12 protein-coding genes are annotated in these 17,163 nt (G+C 66.7%); 7 read left to right on the top strand and 5 right to left on the bottom strand.

What is annotated here, in order from left to right:
* Window positions 1–109: 109 nt before the first annotated feature.
* Window positions 110–1,000, top strand: coding sequence for a LysR family transcriptional regulator (locus tag HPT29_RS06860; protein WP_114945399.1), 891 nt, complete (start codon window positions 110–112; stop codon window positions 998–1,000).
* A gap of 275 nt (window positions 1,001–1,275) precedes the next feature.
* Here the strand turns inward: HPT29_RS06860 and HPT29_RS06855 are convergent, their stop codons facing one another.
* From HPT29_RS06855 to HPT29_RS06845, 3 genes are all read right to left on the bottom strand, one after another.
* Window positions 1,276–3,012: an AMP-binding protein gene (locus tag HPT29_RS06855; protein WP_173945646.1), complete on the bottom strand. Its 1,737-nt coding sequence runs from the start codon at window positions 3,010–3,012 to the stop codon at window positions 1,276–1,278.
* Between the two features lie 199 nt (window positions 3,013–3,211).
* Window positions 3,212–5,251: an elongation factor G gene (locus HPT29_RS06850; protein ID WP_173945642.1), complete on the bottom strand. Its 2,040-nt coding sequence runs from the start codon at window positions 5,249–5,251 to the stop codon at window positions 3,212–3,214.
* Window positions 5,252–5,532: 281 nt separating this feature from the next.
* Window positions 5,533–6,006: a DUF992 domain-containing protein gene (locus HPT29_RS06845; protein ID WP_173945643.1), complete on the bottom strand. Its 474-nt coding sequence runs from the start codon at window positions 6,004–6,006 to the stop codon at window positions 5,533–5,535.
* 548 nt (window positions 6,007–6,554) lie between these two features.
* Here HPT29_RS06845 and HPT29_RS06840 point away from each other — a divergent pair.
* Window positions 6,555–9,047: a hypothetical protein gene (locus tag HPT29_RS06840; RefSeq protein ID WP_259060504.1), complete on the top strand. Its 2,493-nt coding sequence runs from the start codon at window positions 6,555–6,557 to the stop codon at window positions 9,045–9,047.
* Between the two features lie 335 nt (window positions 9,048–9,382).
* Here HPT29_RS06840 and HPT29_RS06835 read toward each other — a convergent pair whose 3' ends face one another.
* Entirely contained in the window at window positions 9,383–9,658 is a 276-nt protein-coding gene (locus HPT29_RS06835; protein WP_173945074.1) for a cyclase, read from the bottom strand.
* 172 nt (window positions 9,659–9,830) lie between these two features.
* Complete coding sequence (locus HPT29_RS06830) at window positions 9,831–11,033, bottom strand: pyridoxal phosphate-dependent aminotransferase (RefSeq protein ID WP_173945073.1); 1,203 nt, start codon at window positions 11,031–11,033, stop codon at window positions 9,831–9,833.
* 249 nt (window positions 11,034–11,282) lie between these two features.
* On the opposite strand from HPT29_RS06830, the gene HPT29_RS06825 reads away from it, so the two are divergent.
* The 5 genes from HPT29_RS06825 (at window position 11,283) to HPT29_RS06805 (ending at window position 16,884) form a co-directional block, all read left to right on the top strand.
* The gene (locus HPT29_RS06825; protein WP_173945072.1) at window positions 11,283–12,263 is read left to right on the top strand and encodes a Bug family tripartite tricarboxylate transporter substrate binding protein; all 981 of its coding nucleotides are present in this window, start codon (window positions 11,283–11,285) and stop codon (window positions 12,261–12,263) included.
* A gap of 121 nt (window positions 12,264–12,384) precedes the next feature.
* Complete coding sequence (locus HPT29_RS06820; protein WP_173945071.1) at window positions 12,385–12,792, top strand: VOC family protein; 408 nt, start codon at window positions 12,385–12,387, stop codon at window positions 12,790–12,792.
* A gap of 147 nt (window positions 12,793–12,939) precedes the next feature.
* Complete coding sequence (locus HPT29_RS06815) at window positions 12,940–13,131, top strand: hypothetical protein (protein ID WP_173945070.1); 192 nt, start codon at window positions 12,940–12,942, stop codon at window positions 13,129–13,131.
* Between the two features lie 83 nt (window positions 13,132–13,214).
* A complete protein-coding gene (locus HPT29_RS06810; RefSeq protein ID WP_173945069.1) occupies window positions 13,215–14,357 on the top strand; it encodes a PQQ-dependent sugar dehydrogenase in 1,143 nt (380 codons plus the stop codon).
* A 271-nt stretch (window positions 14,358–14,628) separates the two neighbouring features.
* On the top strand, window positions 14,629–16,884 hold the full coding sequence (locus HPT29_RS06805; RefSeq protein ID WP_259060503.1) for a hypothetical protein: 2,256 nt from the start codon (window positions 14,629–14,631) through the stop codon (window positions 16,882–16,884).
* Window positions 16,885–17,163 lie beyond the last annotated feature (279 nt).

Raw genomic sequence — 17,163 nt, 5'->3', positions numbered from 1 at the left:
TTAACAACTGGTTAGTCCTCAGGCCGATTTCCTGTTGCGTCGGACCCTCGGCTCATAAGAGATAAGAGTTGCCTTGCGTCAGGAGCATGCGAGGCATGAGGGGAATGCCGTGGACTGGGACAAGATCCGGATTTTCTATACGGTCGCAGAGGCGGGAAGCTTCACGCGGGCCGGAGATGATCTGGGCTTGAGTCAGTCCGCCGTCAGCCGCCAGATCAGCGCGCTCGAGCGCGAGTTGAAGGCTCCGCTCTTCCACCGCCATGCCCGCGGTCTGATCCTCACCGAGCAGGGCGACCTGCTCTTCCGGGCGGCCCGCGACATGCGCATGCGGCTCGAAACCACCAAGGCCCGGCTCGTCGAGACGAGCGAACGCCCTTCGGGCGAGCTGAAGGTGACGACGACGGTCGGCCTCGGGTCCATTTGGCTCGCCCAGCGCATCGCCGAATTCCTCGATCTCTATCCCGACGTCCGGGTCGAGCTGATCCTGTCCAACGAGGAGCTCGACCTCGCCATGCGCGAGGCCGACGTGGCCATCCGTTTGCGCCGACCGGCTCAGCCCGACTTGATCCAGCGCCGCCTGTTCACCGTGCACTTCCACGTCTATGCCTCGGCGGACTACCTCAAGCGGTTTGGTGAGCCGAAGACCCTGGAAGACCTGGACGAGCACCGGATCGTCTCCTTCGGGGGCGATCAGCCCTCCTATCTTATGGCCGTCCACTGGCTCTCGACGGCCGGACGCGAGGGCCGCGAGCCACGCCAGTACCACTACGTGGTCAACAACATCACGGCGCTCAAACTGGCCGTCGAGACGGGCGCGGGCATTGCCGTGCTGCCGGACTATGCAGTCGTCGGCAATCCGGACCTGATCCAGATCCTGCGCGATGTGGAAATGCCCTCCCTCGACAGCTATCTCGTCTATGCCGAGGAGATGCGTTCCGTGGCCCGGGTCCAGGCCTTCCGGGACTTCCTGATTTCCAAGGCACAGCGCTGGACGTTCTGACTCCGAATCCCCTGCCAAGCTTGTTGCTTTCGGAATCGTGTCCTTCGCGTGACAAAGCCATGCGCCTAGCGCAGCCCTTTTATGAGGCATGCTGCATTGCAAATAAGCGCTTTGCGGCCGATATCACCAGTGGCTGATTTCAACGCGGCACCGCTTTCTTCCTCCCGGCGCTGCCGTGTCGGCCGTTCCCTCTGGAAGGTTTTGACTTTTGTCGGACCTCTACTTTAGCCGGGCCCTGTGCCCGGCTTTTTTCTTTTCAGGCCCTGAGATGTCGCTCAGCGAGCGTGGGACTGCTCGACCTCTTCCTTGAGCGCCCGGCGCAGGACCTTGCCCACATTGGTCTTCGGCAGGGTTTGTCTGAACTCGATCCGGCGAGGCACCTTGTAGCCCGTCAGGTTCTCCCGGCAGAACTGGCGCAACTCGTCGACGGTGAGCGCCTCATCCCTCCGGACCACATAGGCCACCACGACCTCGCCCGAATGCTCGTCTGGCAAGCCGATGACAGCTGCTTCCATGACTCCTGGATGTTTGACGATCACGTCTTCCACTTCGTTCGGATAGACGTTGAATCCGGACACCAGGACCATGTCTTTCATCCGGTCGACGATCTTGACCTGCCCGTCGGGAAGGATCACCGCCACGTCGCCGGTCCGGAACCAGCCGTCCGGAGTCATGACCTTGGCGGTCTCGTCGGGCCGCTGCCAGTAGCCCGCCATCACCTGCGGTCCCTTCACGCAGAGTTCGCCCCGTTCGCCGGGAGGCAGGATGGACCCGTCATTCGCGCGCACGGACACGTCGGTCGACGGCAGCGGGTAGCCGATGGTGCCGGTGAAGGCCTCGATGTCGAGACGGTTCGCACAGACCACGGGCGAGGTCTCGGACAGGCCGTAGCCCTCCACGATGGGCTGGCCGGTCACCTCCTTCCACTTCTTCGCGACGGCCTCCTGGGTGGCCATGCCGCCCGACACGGCGAAGACCATCTGCGAGAAATCGACCTTCTCGATGCCGGGCGCGTTGGCCAGGGCGTTGTAGAGGGTGTTGAGGCCGGACATCAGCGTGATGCGGCTCTTCTGGAGCGTCTTGACGAAGCCCGGAATGTCGCGCGGATTGGCGATGAGAAGCTGGCAGCCGCCGATCCGGGTCATCAGCATGGCGCAGACCGTCAGGGCGAAGATGTGATAGAGCGGCAGGGCCGTGACCATCACGTGGTCCTCGCGGTCGCCGAAGAAGGGCCGCATCCAGGCCTCGCACTGGAGCACGTTGGCCGCCACGTTGCGGTGGAGCAGGGTCGCGCCCTTGGCGACGCCCGTCGTGCCGCCCGTATATTGCAGGAAGGCGATGTCGTCGGGCGAAACTGGGACAGCCTGCGCCTTCTGCCGGGCGCCCTCGGCCGCGACGGCCTTGAAGGCCACGGCCCGCGGCAGGCTGAAGGGCTTCACGGCCTTCTTCACGTGGCGCGAGACCAGGTTGACGATGGCGCCCTTGAGGCCGAGCAGATCGCCCGGCGTGACGAGCACCACCCGGTCCAGGGCGAGGTCCGGCAGGGACTCCTCGACGGTGGCGGCGAAGTTCTCGAGCACGAACAGGAACCGGGCGCCGGAATCCTTCAGCTGGTAGGTCAGCTCCCGCGGGGTGTAGAGCGGGTTGACGTTGACCACCGTGCCGCCGGCGAGCAGCACCCCGAACAGGATCGCCGGGAAGGCCATCACGTTCGGCAGCATGATGGCGACCCGGTCGCCCTTCTTCAGCCCCTGCCCCTGCAGCCAGGACGCGACCGCATCGGCCTGGCGCCCCAGGGCCGCGTAGGTGATGCGCGTGCCGAAGCTCTCGACGGCGGCCCGGTTCGGGTAATCCGCCACGGCCCTGAGAAACATCTCGTTGAGAGTGCCGACCCGGGCCTCGTCGATCGTCTTGGGAACCTGCGCGGGATAGGAGGCGAGCCAGGGGCGGGCGGCGGAAGAGGAAGAGTCCGAAGCGCCTGCCGTGGCCGGCGCCGGGGTCGTGGCATTCATCATCGTCTCCGCTTCGCGGCAGGTTGGCTTCATGGGAGATGGCGTCTCCGTCAAAGCTTAACTTGGCGCGGGCAAGGCCATTTGTCGACGGGAATAGTTTAGACCTGAACGATCGTCTACAGCTCATCGGGTCCGGAGCCCAGGGCCCAAAAGGGAGAATTTCCTCTTGGGCCCTGTCGATCCTGACGTCCCGCGTCGCTCAATGCGCCTTCTGCAGCACCATCTCGGCCGGACGGCCGCTCAGCTCCGCCATGTGGTCGAACCGGGTCGAGAAGGATCCGACGCCGGCCGTCGCGGAGCGCAGCTCGACGATGAGGTCGCCGATCTCCGATTCCGGGATGGTGGCGCTGAGCACCTGCCAGCCCGACCAGCCTGGCCGCTCGTCGTAGCCCAGGATCTGCCCGCGCCGCCCGGTCACCAGGGCGGTCGCCTTGGACAGGGCCTCGGACGGGATCGTGATCTCGACCGACAGCACCGGCTCCAGCAGCACGGGCTTCGCCTTGGGAAGCGCCTCGGCCAGGGCGAGCCGGGCGGCCGCCTGGAAGGCGGCGTCGGACGAATCCACCGTGTGGTAGGACCCGTCGGTGAGCGTCACCGCAAGGTCGACGACCGGGAAGCCGAGGGGCCCTGACTTGAGCGCATCCCGCACACCGGTCTCCACGGACGGGATGTACTGGCGCGGCACCACCCCGCCGGTGATGTGGTCCTGGAACGCGAACCCCTCCCCGCGCGGCAGCGGCTTGATCTCGATCATCACGTCGCCGAACTGGCCATGCCCGCCGGTCTGCTTGCGGTGGCGCCCGCGGGCGGATGCCGGCAGCTTGATCGTCTCGCAATAGGCCACCCTCGGCCTGGCCGTCTCGACCCCGACCTGGAACCGGGAGGCGAGCTTTTCGACGGCGACCCGCAGATGCATCTCGCCCTGGCCATGGAGCCGGATCTCGCCCATTTCAGGCCGGTTCTCGACGGCCAGGGACGGATCCTCCTCGGTGATCTTGGCCAGCGCGCTCGACAGGCGCACGTCGTCCTTGCGGTCCTTCACCTTGAGGGCCAGCACGTAGACGGGCTCGGGCGGCACCGGCGACACGATGGCGTCCGGGCGCGCCTTTCCGGCCGCGAAGGCATCCCCGGTGGCGATGCCCTCCAGGCGGCCGAATCCGACCGTCTCGCCGGCCGCGGCCTCGCCCTTGCGGTTCATGGTCGAGCCGACCAGGGTGGCGAGGCTGCCGATCCGCGCCTCCGCGCCGCGGGCCCCGACCACGGTATCGCCCTCGCGGAAGGCGCCGCGCATGATCCGCGCGACGGTGAGCTTGCCGCCCTGGCCCATGTGCAGGGTCTTCATGGCCTGGGCGAGCGGCGCCCCTTCCTCGGACAGGCCGAGGCGCGCGCGGGTCTGCGTGAGGCCGGGCGCCTCATGGCGCAGGGCCTTGAGCAGCCGCGTGATGCCGTTGCCGCGCTCGGCGGAGCCGATCAGGGCCGGCACCACGTGCCGCTCCCGCAGCTCCTTCGACAGGTCGTCGAAGATCTGGTCGCGCGGCGGCTCGATCTCGGAGATCAGCTCCTCCATGAGCGCGTCGTCGTAATCGGCCAGGCGCTCGAGCATGGCGAAGCGCGCCTCCTTCTCCCGGGGCAGCTCGCCCTCGGGCAGGTCGACGATCTCGCTCGGCGCATGTTCGCGGTAGATGAAGGCGCGCTCCAGGGCGAGGTCGATGAAGCCGATCGCGATGCCGTCCTTCCAGAGCGGGATCTGGCGCAGGAGCAGCGGCGTGCGCGAGGCCTGCTGCAGCAGCGCCAGGGTCTCGCGGATGCGCTGGGTCGCCGTGTCGATCTTGTTGATGAACAGGAAGCGCGGGATGTCCGCCTCCTCCAGTTCCCGGAGGATGACCTCAAGGGCCGGGATCTTGCGCTCGTCCGCCTCGCAGACGACGACCGCCGCGTCGCAGACCGGCGTGACGTTGCGCATCTCGTGCAGGAATTCCGTCGAGCCGGGGCAGTCCACGAAGGTCATGCTCTCGCCGAGGAACTCGACGGTGGCCACGTTGGGCTCGATGCTCATGGCGTGGGCGCGGGCTTCCGCGCTCGCATCGCCGATGCTGTCCCCGTTGGACACGCGGCCCGCCCGCGAGATCGCACCGGTGCGCTCCAGGATCGCTTCCAGGAGCGTGGTCTTGCCGCTCTGAAACGGGCCGACGATTGCGATGCATCGCGGGCCCGAACCTAGTCTGCCGTTGGGTGCCATAGGGTGTCATCCTCCCTGCCCCCACTTCCGACGCTCTCTTCACGGACGCGTTACCGTGAATGCTCTGCCTCGGATGGTGAGTTGGCAAGAGGTCTTTTGAGGGCGCCGATGGGGCAGGAAGGGGCACGCTCGCGTTCGGCCGTTCCGCGCATCCGCGCCGGATACACGCGACGTTGTCGCCGGCCTTGTGCTGGTGATCCCGATGGATTAAAGCGCCGAGCCTCACCAGGTCGAGATGGCCGGGACAAGCCCGGCCATGACATGGATGCAGGAGTGCCCGCCTACCGGGCCCGGCGCAGCTCGAAATCCGCGACCCCGAGGGCGAAGTTGACGCCGGTCTGGCCGCCGACCGAGAGGGGCTGGAGCGAGATGCTCCGGTTCGAGCCGCCGACCAGCACGTTCGCCCCGACGCCGGCGCCCGCCGTGGCCTCGGCGGCTCCGCCCACATAGCTGCCGGCGAGCGACCCCGGCGCCACGCTGCCCCGGGAGAGCACCGCCCAGGTGAGGACGCCGCCACGGGTCGCCCCGATGTCGAGCCCGAACCGTCGGATCGTCCCCACATAGCGCTCGTTGGGCCCGCGCCGCGGATTGAAGGTGCAGAGCGTGGTCCTCTGCGACGTGACGATGAGCCCGATCCCGCCCGACACGCTGCAGGACAGGACACCCGCACGCCCCCGGTTCTGGGCCTGGGCATCCGTGGTCCCCAGGCAGGCGACGGCGGCGAGAGCGGCAACGGACAGAGCAACGCGGCGCATGGTGATCTCCTCAGCATGGTCAAGCTTAGCGATCAACGGCCCAGGCGCGGAGCCGTTCCACGGGCGCGTTGGCGATCCCGGATGAGGCATCGGGGCGACGCGGCCCGCATTACCCATTCCTCCACGTCATGGCCGGCCTCGTGCCGGCCATCCCGATACGGTGAGGCACGGCGCTTTTCATGATCGGGATCACCGGGACGAGCCCGGTGATGACGTGGAGGTTCGGGTGTGCCGGCTCGCATTCGCTCGACGTCACGGCCCTCCCCGAACTTGACCTGGGGATCGGTCCCGGCTGTCCCACCGCCATTCCGTCACGCTCTGCCTGTCCCGGCCATCCGATCAGACGAGCGCTGCCCCTCACACGATCGGGATCACCGGCACAGGGCCGGTGATGATGTCGAAGGTGGAGGCACCACACGGCCAACCTCTCCCTCTCACGTCCTCCACGCCCTCCGTTCGGAGAGTAGCCCAAGGGAAGAATTGATTCTATATAGTGTCACATTGAAGGCGGCTGGGGGGCCGCTTTTTTATTGATTGAAGGGCCGACTATGTTCCTGAATGTGCAATCCGTCTTCAAGCCGACGAGCGACCTGATTCAGAAACGCGTCTCGACCAGGGCCGATGGCACGGAGGGATTGGGCGAGAGCACCGATGCCCAGTTCAGCCCGGACGGGCGCTTTGTGGTGTTCACAAGCGACGCCCCCGATCTCGTCCCCGGCGGCACGAACGGAAAATATCACGTCTTCCTCAAGGAACTGAGCACCGGCGCCGTCACCCTCCTCTCGGCTGCGGGCAACACCCAGGCAAACGGCCCGAGCAACGCCCCCAAGTTCAGCCACGACGGGCGTTATGTCGTGTTCCACAGCGAGGCCAACAACCTGGTGACCGGCGACGGCAATGGGGCGAGGGATGTCTTCCGCAAGGACCTGACCACGGGAGCCATCACCCGCATCTCCACCACGTCGAATGGAACAGAGTTGAACGGCAGCAGCTCTGGAGGTGAGTTGAGCCCAGACGGGAACTTCCTGGTTTTCAGGAGCGACGCTGCAAATTTGGGCGTCAGCAGCGTGATTTCCCCGGAGATTTTCCTCAAGAACCTGACCACCGGGGCCGTCACCCGCATCACGGTTGCCGCAGACGGAACATCGGCAAGCGTCAGCGGCATCAACGCCCATTTCAGCCCGGACGGCCGCTTCCTGATATTCGAAAGCAGCTCGTCCAAGCTGGTTGACGGCGACACAAACAATGCCACTGACATTTTCCGCAAAGAGTTGAATACCGATAAAGCTATCGCCCGCATCTCCACCACTGCAGACGGTACAGAGGCAATCGGCGGCTATAGCCGCCTCGCTCAGTTCAGCCCCGACGGGCATTCCATCGTGTTCGAAAGCGCTGCCTCCAATCTGGTCGCCGGCGATGACAACGGCGTAGCAGACATCTTCCTCAAGAACCTGGACACCGGTGCCATCACCCGCCTTTCCACTGCCGCAGATGGGACACAGGCGGACAACTCCAGCAATGAGCCTCGGTTCAGCCCGGACGGGCGTTACGTGGTGTTCGAGAGCGATGCCACAAACCTCGTCGCCGGCGACAACATTGGCAAACGTGACGTCTTCCTCAAGGACCTGGTGACGGGCGGGATCACCCGTCTCTCGACCAAGGTCGATGGCACGGACGTGAACTCCGACAGCTATACTGCTCAGTTCAGTCCCGATGGGCGCTTCGTCACGTTCGAAAGCGAGGCACCCAACCTGGTGGCCAACGACGGCAACAATGCCAGCGACATCTTCCTGGTCGACCTGCTCTACAAGGCCAACGCGGCCGCCATCCTGGACGGCCGCTTCCTCGAGACCACGCTCGGCGTCGGCGGCGCCTCGAGCGTCAGCATCGCCTGGGGCGACGGCACCACGTCCGCGGCCACGCCCGTGGCCGGCACGGTCAGCCTGCACCACGCCTATGCGACCCCCGGCCGCCAGAGTACCGTCGTCACCCTGGTCGAGGGCGCGCTCACCTGGGCCGTCGCCCACAGCATCGATCTCGCGGCCGGCACGATGGCGCGCAACACTGCCGTGTTCGACACCCTCTCCGGCAGCGCCGGCGACGACACCCTCTCGGGCGACGCCTTCGCCAACATCCTCAACGGCGGCGCCGGCCACGACCGGCTCGACGGCGGCGCCGGCGCCGACGTGCTCAGCGGCGGGGCCGGCGACGACACCTATGTGACGGATGGGGCGGACACGATCATCGAAGCACCGGGCGGCGGCACCGACACGGTGATCGCCGGCGCCAGCTTCTCGCTGGAAGCCCTGGCCCAGGTCGAGAACCTCACGGCGAGCGGCAGCGCCGGCGTGAGCCTCACCGGCAACGCGCTCGCCAACACGCTCACCGGCAACGCCGGCGCGAACCGCCTCGATGGCGGCGCCGGCGCGGACGTGCTCAGCGGCGGGGCCGGCGACGACACCTATGTCACCGACGGGGCGGACACCATCGTCGAGCTGGCCCATGGCGGCCTCGACACGGTGATCGCGAGCGCCAGCCTGTCGCTGGCGGCGCTTGGCGAGGTGGAGAACCTCACGGCGGCCGCCGGCACGGCGCGGCTGGCGCTCACCGGCAACGCGCTCGCCAATGCGCTCATCGGCAATGCCGGGGCGAACCGGCTCTCGGGCGGGGCGGGCGCCGACCGGCTGATCGGCGGGCTCGGCCAGGACAGCCTCACGGGCGGCTCCGGGCGCGACGTGTTCGCCTTCGACGACCGCGACACGGCTGCGTCGACGCGCCGGGCCGACACCATCCTCGACTTCTCGGGCCGGCAGGGCGACCGGCTCGACCTGAAGGCGATCGACGCCAACACGCGGAAAAGCGGCGACCAGGCGTTCGCGTTCATCGGCACGAAGGCGTTCAGCCGGGCCGGCGAGCTGCGCTACGAGAAGACGAAGGGCGCCACTTACGTCTATCTCAACACCGACCGCGACAAGGCGGCCGAGGCGGTGATCAAGCTCAAGGGCGCGCTCGACCTGCACAAGGGCTGGTTCGTGCTCTGAGGGCGGCTCATCGCCTCCTGGTCAGGGCCGGCCCCGGACCTGGTCCGGGGATCAGTCCCGGCCATCGCGACGGGACGAGCGCCGCGCGTCTACAATCGGGATCACCGGGACAAGCCCGGTGATGACGTGGCAGGATGGTACGGGGCGCCGGGTTCACCCTCACCCTGTCATGGCCGGGCCTGTCCCGGCCATCCCGATACGATAAAGCGCAGTGCTTCAAGCCATCGGGATCACCGGCACAAGGCCGGTGATGACGAAGGACGGTGATGACGGCGAGCAGGGAGCGAGGAAGGTGACCGGCCTGCATCGGCCCGTCGCCGGACCGGGAGCGCCCGTCACCCGTCCTGATGCTCGCCGCGCCGCACGATGCGCATGGCCGTGATCGTCACCGGGCCGGCGCGCAGGAGGTTCATGGCCGAGACGATCATCTCGGCCAGCCGCTCGGGCGTGACGCTGTCGCCCGCGATGTCGAGGAGGAAATCCTTCGCCTCCACGTGGCCGCCATTGGTGAAGTCGACGCGGGCGTCGAACTTCACGCGATGCGTGGAGGCGGGATCGGCCCGATAGGGCTGCGCCGCAGGATCCGGATGGAAGGTCCGTGGCAGGTCCATCAGCGCATTCCCCGGCGGTCGCTCATCACAGTCTCACCTCGGCAACCAATGGCCCGTCCCTCTCCCGTCATCACCGGCCTTGTGCCGGTGATCCCGACCGGGAGAGCGTTGCGCTTCACCGCATCGGGATGGCCGGCACGAGGTCGGCCATGACGACGCGGGGTCCGATGCGTCATCGCAGGCTTCCGCAGAAGCGCTGGATGCGGTGGCAGGCATCTTCCAGCGCCGCGTTGGACGTCGCGTAGGAGATGCGGAAGTTGGGGCCGAGGCCGAAGGCCGAGCCGTGCACGGCCGCGACGCCCTCGGCTTCCAGCAGCTCGGACACGAAGTCCTCGTCGGTCTCCAGCACCTTGCCCGACGGCGCGGTCTTGCCCATCGCGTCGGCGCAGGACGGATAGACGTAGAACGCGCCTTCCGGCATCGGGCACTTGAGGTATTTCGACTGGTTGAGCATGGACACCACGAGGTCGCGGCGCTCCTGGAACGCCTTCCTGAACACCGTGAGGTGATCCTGCGGCCCGTCGAGCGCCTCCACGGCGGCCCATTGCGAGATCGAGGCGGCGCCCGACGTCTGCTGGCCCTGCACGAAGTCCATCGCGTTGATCAGGTGCTGCGGACCGGCCGCGTAGCCGATGCGCCAGCCGGTCATGGCATAGGCCTTCGACACGCCGTTCATGGTGAGCGTGCGCTCGTAGAGGTTCGGCTCGACCTGGGCGGGCGTGACGAACTCGAAATCCCCGTAGGTCAGGTGCTCGTACATGTCGTCGGTGAGCACCCACACGTGCGGATGGCGCATGAGCACGTCGGTGATCGCCTTCATCTCCGCGCGCGAATAGGCCGCGCCGGTCGGGTTCGACGGCGAGTTGAGGATGATCCACTTGGTCTTCGGCGTGATGGCGCGCTCGAGCGGCTCGGGCTGGAGCTTGAAGTTGTGCTCCATGGTGCAGTCGACGAAAACCGGCTTGCCGCCGCACAGGCCGACCATCTCCGGATACGACACCCAGTAGGGCGCCGGGATGATGACCTCGTCGCCCGGGTTCAGGGTGGCGAGCAGCGCGTTGTAGATCACCTGCTTGCCGCCCGTGGACACGATGGTCTGCGAGGGCTTGTAGTCGAGGCCGTTCTCGCGCTTGAACTTGCGGGCGATGGCCTCGCGCAGGGGCACGATGCCGGAGACCGGCGTGTACTTGGTCTCGCCCCGGCGGATCGCCGCGATGGCCGCTTCCTTGATGGTGTCGGGCGTGTCGAAATCCGGCTCGCCGACGGAAAGGCTGATCACGTCCCGCCCCTGAGCTTTCAGATCCCGCGCTTTCTGCGTGATGACGATGGTGGCAGACGGCTTGATGCGGGAAAGGGCGTCAGACAAAAAGCCCATGGGAATCCTCCGATCGGGGCGTTAGATAGGGACCGTGACGGCGGCGGACCCTAATGCATCGGACCCAAAAGTGGAATCCACTTTTAGGATCCAATCCGATGCTTTATTCCAGAATGAGAGCATCGTTGATGCGGAAAACCGGATCCACTTTTCCGCACGATGCTCTAAAGCGGCCAAGCCGCCCAAGCAAGCAAAACAGCAAGCAGAACCGGCCTATCCCGGCCCGTTTTCGAGGAGCCGCCTTTTCCGATGAGCACATCCCTCACCCGCCGCCTCGCGCTCGGCCTCGTCGCCGGCGCGGCCCTCTTCGCCGGCGCCGCCGCCGCCCAGGATTTCCCGACCCGCGTCATCAAGATGGTGGTGCCCTACCCGGCCGGCGGGCCGACCGACGTGATCGCCCGCATCGTGGCCGAGGAGATGGGCAAGTCGCTGGGCCAGAACGTGATCGTCGAGAACCTCGCCGGCGCCTCGGGGGCGGTCGGCACCCGGGCGGTCGCCAAGGCCGAGCCCGACGGCTACACGATCGTGTTCGGCAACAACCAGACCCACGGGAACAACATGTTCCTGCTCAAGGAGCCGGGCTACGACGCCGTGAAGGACTTCGCCCCGCTCGCGGGCGCGGGCGCCTTCGAGCACGTCTTCGTGGTGAGGAACGACCTGCCGGCCAAGACCATCCCGGAGCTGATCGCGCTCGCCAAGCAGGATCCCGGCAAGCTGAACTACGGCTCGACGGGCGTCGGCTCCGGCTCGCACCTCGCGACCGAGCTGTTCATGACCCGCACGGGCACCAAGATGACCCACGTGCCGTTCCGGGGCGCCGCCCCGCTGGTGACGGAGATCATGGCGGGCCGCATCGACGTGTCGAACTCGACCCTGCCCAGCGTGCTCGCCCAGTTCCAGGCCGGGCAGATGCGCGCCATCGGCATCGCGAGCCCGCAGCGCAACCCGCAGGCGCCCGACGTGCCGACCCTGCGCGAGCAGGGCATCACCGATGCGGACGCGGAATCCTGGGCCGCCTTCTTCGCCCCGGTGAACACCCCCAAGCCGGTCCTCGACAAGCTGTCCGGCACGATCATCGCGATCCTCAACAAGCCCGACGTCAAGGAGCGCATCACCAAGCTCGGCTTCACCCTGAACGTGCGCGACCCGGAGGCGTTCAAGCCCTATCTCGCCAAGGAGATCCAGACCTGGGCCGAGATCATCAAGGCGGCCGGCATCAAGGCCGAGTGATCGGCATTTCCCCGAGATGGCCGGGACAGGCCCGGCCATCTCGATACGAAGGGCGCGGCGTTTCACACAATCGGGATCACCGGGACGAGCCCGGTGATGACATCGAGGGGGAGCAGAACCCATGCAGCGTCACCAGGGCCGCCTGATCGACCACATCCACCTGCGGGTCTCGGACCTCGAGGCGAGCCGGCGCTTCTACCGGGCCGTCCTGGAGGCGGTCGGCCGCACGTTCACCTCGGAGAGCCCGGAGCATTTCGCCTGCGACGAATTGTGGGTCGACCGGGCGGACGGGCCGGTGTCGCGGGTCCATCTCGCGTTCCAGGCCCGGGATCGGGAGGCGGTCCACGCCTTCCATGCGGCGGCCCTCGCGGCCGGCGGGCGCGACAACGGCGGGCCCGGAGAACGCTCCTATCACCCAGGCTATTATGCCGCGTTTGTCCACGACCCCGACGGCCACAATATCGAGGCGGTTCATCATGGGCCGGCCGAGCGCACTGCGGAATCCGTGATCGTCACGCCGAAACCATGAGCCCGCGCTGCCACAATCGTTAATAATTAGTTAACGCCGACACTTAGCCGAGAAACCGGATGCGACACTTTCGGATAGGGCTGGAACTTTCTTGAATCGCACAGGTTTTTCTCCCGTAGCCTCCTTTGGTTGCTGGGACCTGGACCAATGAAAACTTTCCGGCCAAGAAACGCCTATCATGTTTCCTCCCGCGCCCACCGCCTGGACCCGCGTCAGGAAAGCCGCCGCTCGCTTGCCCTCGTCATGCTGCTGGGCCTCGCGACGCTCTCCGTGATGGCCACCACCCAGACCCTGTCGGCCCAGGACCCGAAAACCGTCCACGTGTATTCTCCGCGATAACGCGTGAGTGAACGGCGGCACGGTTGACGGCCCGTCTCAGGAGTTTAGCTCTCCGGCATCGTGAAAGGCGGAGAGAATCCCAGATGCTGAGCCCCCGTATCGCCCTGACCTGCGCGCTTGCTTTCGGCGCCCCCCTCTCCTCCGCCCTCGCCCAGGACACCCAGCGCTTTCGCACCGACAAGATCGAGGTGATCGTCGAGACGGTGGCGCGCAATCTCGAAAATCCCTGGGGCCTCGCGTTTCTCCCCGACAATCGCCTGCTGGTGACGGAACGGTCCGGCCGCCTGCGCATCGTCGATGCCGGCGGCAACCCATCCGAGCCGATCAAGGGCCTTCCGCGTCTGTCCGTCCGCGGCCAGGGCGGGCTCCTCGATGTGGCGCTCGATCCCGCCTTCGCGCAGAACCGCCTGGTCTATCTGAGCTTCGCCGAGGACCGCGGCGAAGGCCGCAACGGCACGAGCGTGGCGCGGGGGCGCCTCAGCCAGGATGGCACGGCTCTCGAGGGCACCGAGGTGATCTTCCGCCAGGAACCGTCCTATGCCGGCACCCACCATTTCGGATCGCGCCTGGTCTTCGGCCGGGATGGCAATCTCTTCGTGACGCTCGGCGAGCGCAACGACCTGCGCGACAAGGCCCAGAACCTCAACAACCACCTGGGCAAGATCGTGCGCATCAAACCCACGGGCGGCGCCGCACCCGACAATCCCTTCCTCGATCGCGAGGATACCCGCCCGGAGATCTGGTCGTCCGGCCATCGCAACGTGCAGTCGGCGGCCCTTCACCCGACCACCGGCGAACTCTGGACCGTGGAGCACGGGGCGCGGGGCGGCGACGAGGTCAACATCCCGCAGAAGGGCCGGAACTACGGCTGGCCGGTGATCTCCTACGGGGTGCATTACTCGGGCCAGAAGATCGGCGAAGGCACGAAGAAAACCGGCCTGGAGCAGCCGGTCTATTTCTGGGACCCGTCCATCGCGCCCTCCGGCATGGCCTTCTACACGGGCGACCAGTTCCCGGCGTGGCGCGGCAGCATCCTGGTCGGGGCGCTGGCCGGCAAGCTCGTCACGCGGCTTGAGACCAACGGCAACCGGGTGACCGGCGAGGAGCGCATGCTGCAGCAGCTCGGCGAGCGCATCCGCGACGTGCGCCAGGGCCCGGACGGCCTCGTCTATCTCCTGACGGATTCCCGCAACGGCCGCATCCTGCGCATGAAGCCCGCGACATAATGATCCGCGGGCGGGTCTCCGGGCGCGCCATCCGGGCCTGGATGATCCCGGCCCCGCAGCCGGTGCATCGTGCGGACCCGGAGGGCCGCGTCAGCGGAACCTGGACCCGGTTCTCCGCCACGACGATGCTCACATCCATGACGAAGCATGGGATCCGATGCTTGAGAGGCCCTCTGTTCGGAGAGTAGCCCAAGGGAATGATCGCCTGTTAAGCAATGTCGTTCGCGCGCGGCTGGGGGGCTGCGTGTCTTGATTGCTTGAGAGCCCGACCATGTTCCTGTCCGTGCAATCCGTTGTCCGTCCGACGAGTGCCGATACCCTGAGGCGGGTGTCGACGGCCGCCGACGGAATGGAGAGACTGGGCAACAGCTCCGACGCCCAGTTCAGCCCGGACGGACGCTCCATCGTATTCGCGTCCGACGCTCCCCTGGTCGCCGGCGACGACAATCACAAGGCCGATATCTATATCAAGGATCTGATCACGGGCGCGATTACTCGTGTCTCAACGGCAGGCACCACGCAGGCAAACGAATTCAGCACCAATGCCCGGTTCAGCCCGGACGGGCGCTTCGTGCTGTTCGAGAGCCTCGCAGACAACTTGGTCGCCGGCGACAACAACCACAGCGCCGACATTTTCATGAAGGAGCTGAGCACCGGCGTGATTACGCGCCTGTCGGTGGATCAGAACAAGCTCGATGCAAACAACGGCAGCTATGACGCGCGGTTCAGCCCGGATGGGCGTTTCATCGTGTTCGAGAGCGACGCCTCCAATCTCGTGGCCGGTGATCCCGACAACCAAGCGACCGACATCTTCCGCCTGGAGCTGAGCACCGGCGTCGTCGAATGCGTTTCGACCGTCAACGGGATCTTCGGAAATCATTACAGCTATGGCGCTCGGTTCGGTCCGGACGGGCGCTCCGTCGTGTTCACCAGCGATGCCGACAATCTGGTCGCCGGCGACAACAACGGCAAAGCCGACATCTTCCTCAAGAACCTGGACACCAAGGAAGTCACGCGCATCTCCGTCGCAAAGAACGGCGCCGAGGCGAACAACGGCAGCTACAATGCCCAGGTCAGCCCTGACGGGCGTTCCATCATGTTCGAAAGCGTTGCCTCCAACCTCACTGCCGATGGGACTGAAGCCGAAGACGGCTACTCGGATATCTTCGTCAAGGACATGACAGCTCCGAACGGCGATGTCGTTTGCGTCTCCAAGGCCCAGAACGGAACGAAGGCCAACGGCGACAGCTACAACGCCCGGTTCAGCCCGGACGGACGTTACGTGGTATTCGAAAGCTATGCCGACAATCTGGTTGCCGGCGACGACAACGGCGTAGCCGACATCTTCCTCAAGAACCTGGACACCAAGGAGGTCACGCGCATCTCCATCGCGACCAGCGGCATGGAGACGACCTTCGGCAGCTTCGATGCTCAGTTCAGTCCCGATGGGCGCTTCGTCACGTTCGAAAGCGAGGCACCCAACCTGGTGGCCAACGACGGCAACAATGCCAGCGACATCTTCCTGGTCGACCTGCTCTACAAGGCCAATGCCGCTGCCATCCTGGACGGCCGCTTCCTCGAGACCACGCTCGGCGTCGGCGGCGCCTCGAGCGTCAGCATCGCCTGGGGCGACGGCACCACCTCCGCGGCCACGCCCGTGGCCGGCACGGTCAGCCTGCACCACGCCTATGCGACCCCCGGCCGCCAGAGTGCGGTCGTCACCCTGGTCGAGGGCGCGCTCACCTGGGCCGTCGCCCACAGCATCGATCTCGCGGCCGGCACCATGGCGCGCAACACTGCCGTGTTCGACACCCTCTCCGGCAGCGCCGGCGACGACACCCTCTCGGGCGACGCCTTCGCCAACATCCTCAACGGCGGCGCCGGCCACGACCGCCTCGACGGCGGCGCCGGCGCCGACGTGCTCAGCGGCGGGGCCGGCGACGACACCTATGTGACCGACGGGGCGGACACCATCGTCGAGCTGGCCCTTGGCGGCACCGACACGGTGCTCACGAGCGCCAGCCTGTCGCTGGCGGCGCTTGGCGAGGTGGAGAACCTCACGGCGGCGGCCGGCACGGCGCGGCTGGCCCTCACCGGCAATGCGCTTGCCAACATGCTCATCGGCAATGTCGGGGCGAACCGGCTCTCGGGCGGGGCGGGCGCCGACCGGCTGATCGGCGGGCTCGGCCAGGACAGCCTCACGGGCGGCTCCGGGCGCGACGTGTTCGCCTTCGACGACCGCGACACGGCTGCGTCGACGCGCCGGGCCGACACCATCCTCGACTTCTCGGGCCGGCAGGGCGACCGGCTCGACCTGAAGGCGATCGACGCCAACACGCGGAAAAGCGGCGACCAGGCGTTCGCGTTCATCGGCACGAAGGCGTTCAGCCGGGCCGGCGAGCTGCGCTACGAGAAAGCGAAGGGCGCCACTTACGTCTATCTCAACACCGACCGCGACAAGGCGGCCGAGGCGGTGATCAAGCTCAAGAGCGCGCTCGACCTGCACAAGGGCTGGTTCGTGCTCTGAGGGCGGCTCATCGCCTCCTGGTCAGGGCCGGCCCCGGACCTGGTCCGGGGATCAGTCCCGGCCATCGCGACGGGACGAGCGCCGCGCGTCTACAATCGGGATCACCGGGACAAGCCCGGTGATGACGTGGCAGGATGGTACGGGGCGCCGGGTTCACCCTCACCCTGTCATGGCCGGGCCTGTCCCGGCCATCCCGATACGATAAAGCGCAGTGCTTCAAGCCATCGGGATCACCGGCACAAGGCCGGTGATGACGAAGGACGGTGATGACGGCGAGCA

The organism is Microvirga terrae (assembly GCF_013307435.2).
Taxonomy (GTDB): Bacteria; Pseudomonadota; Alphaproteobacteria; order Rhizobiales; family Beijerinckiaceae; genus Microvirga; species Microvirga terrae.
This window is presented reverse-complemented; position numbering and strand designations above follow the sequence as displayed.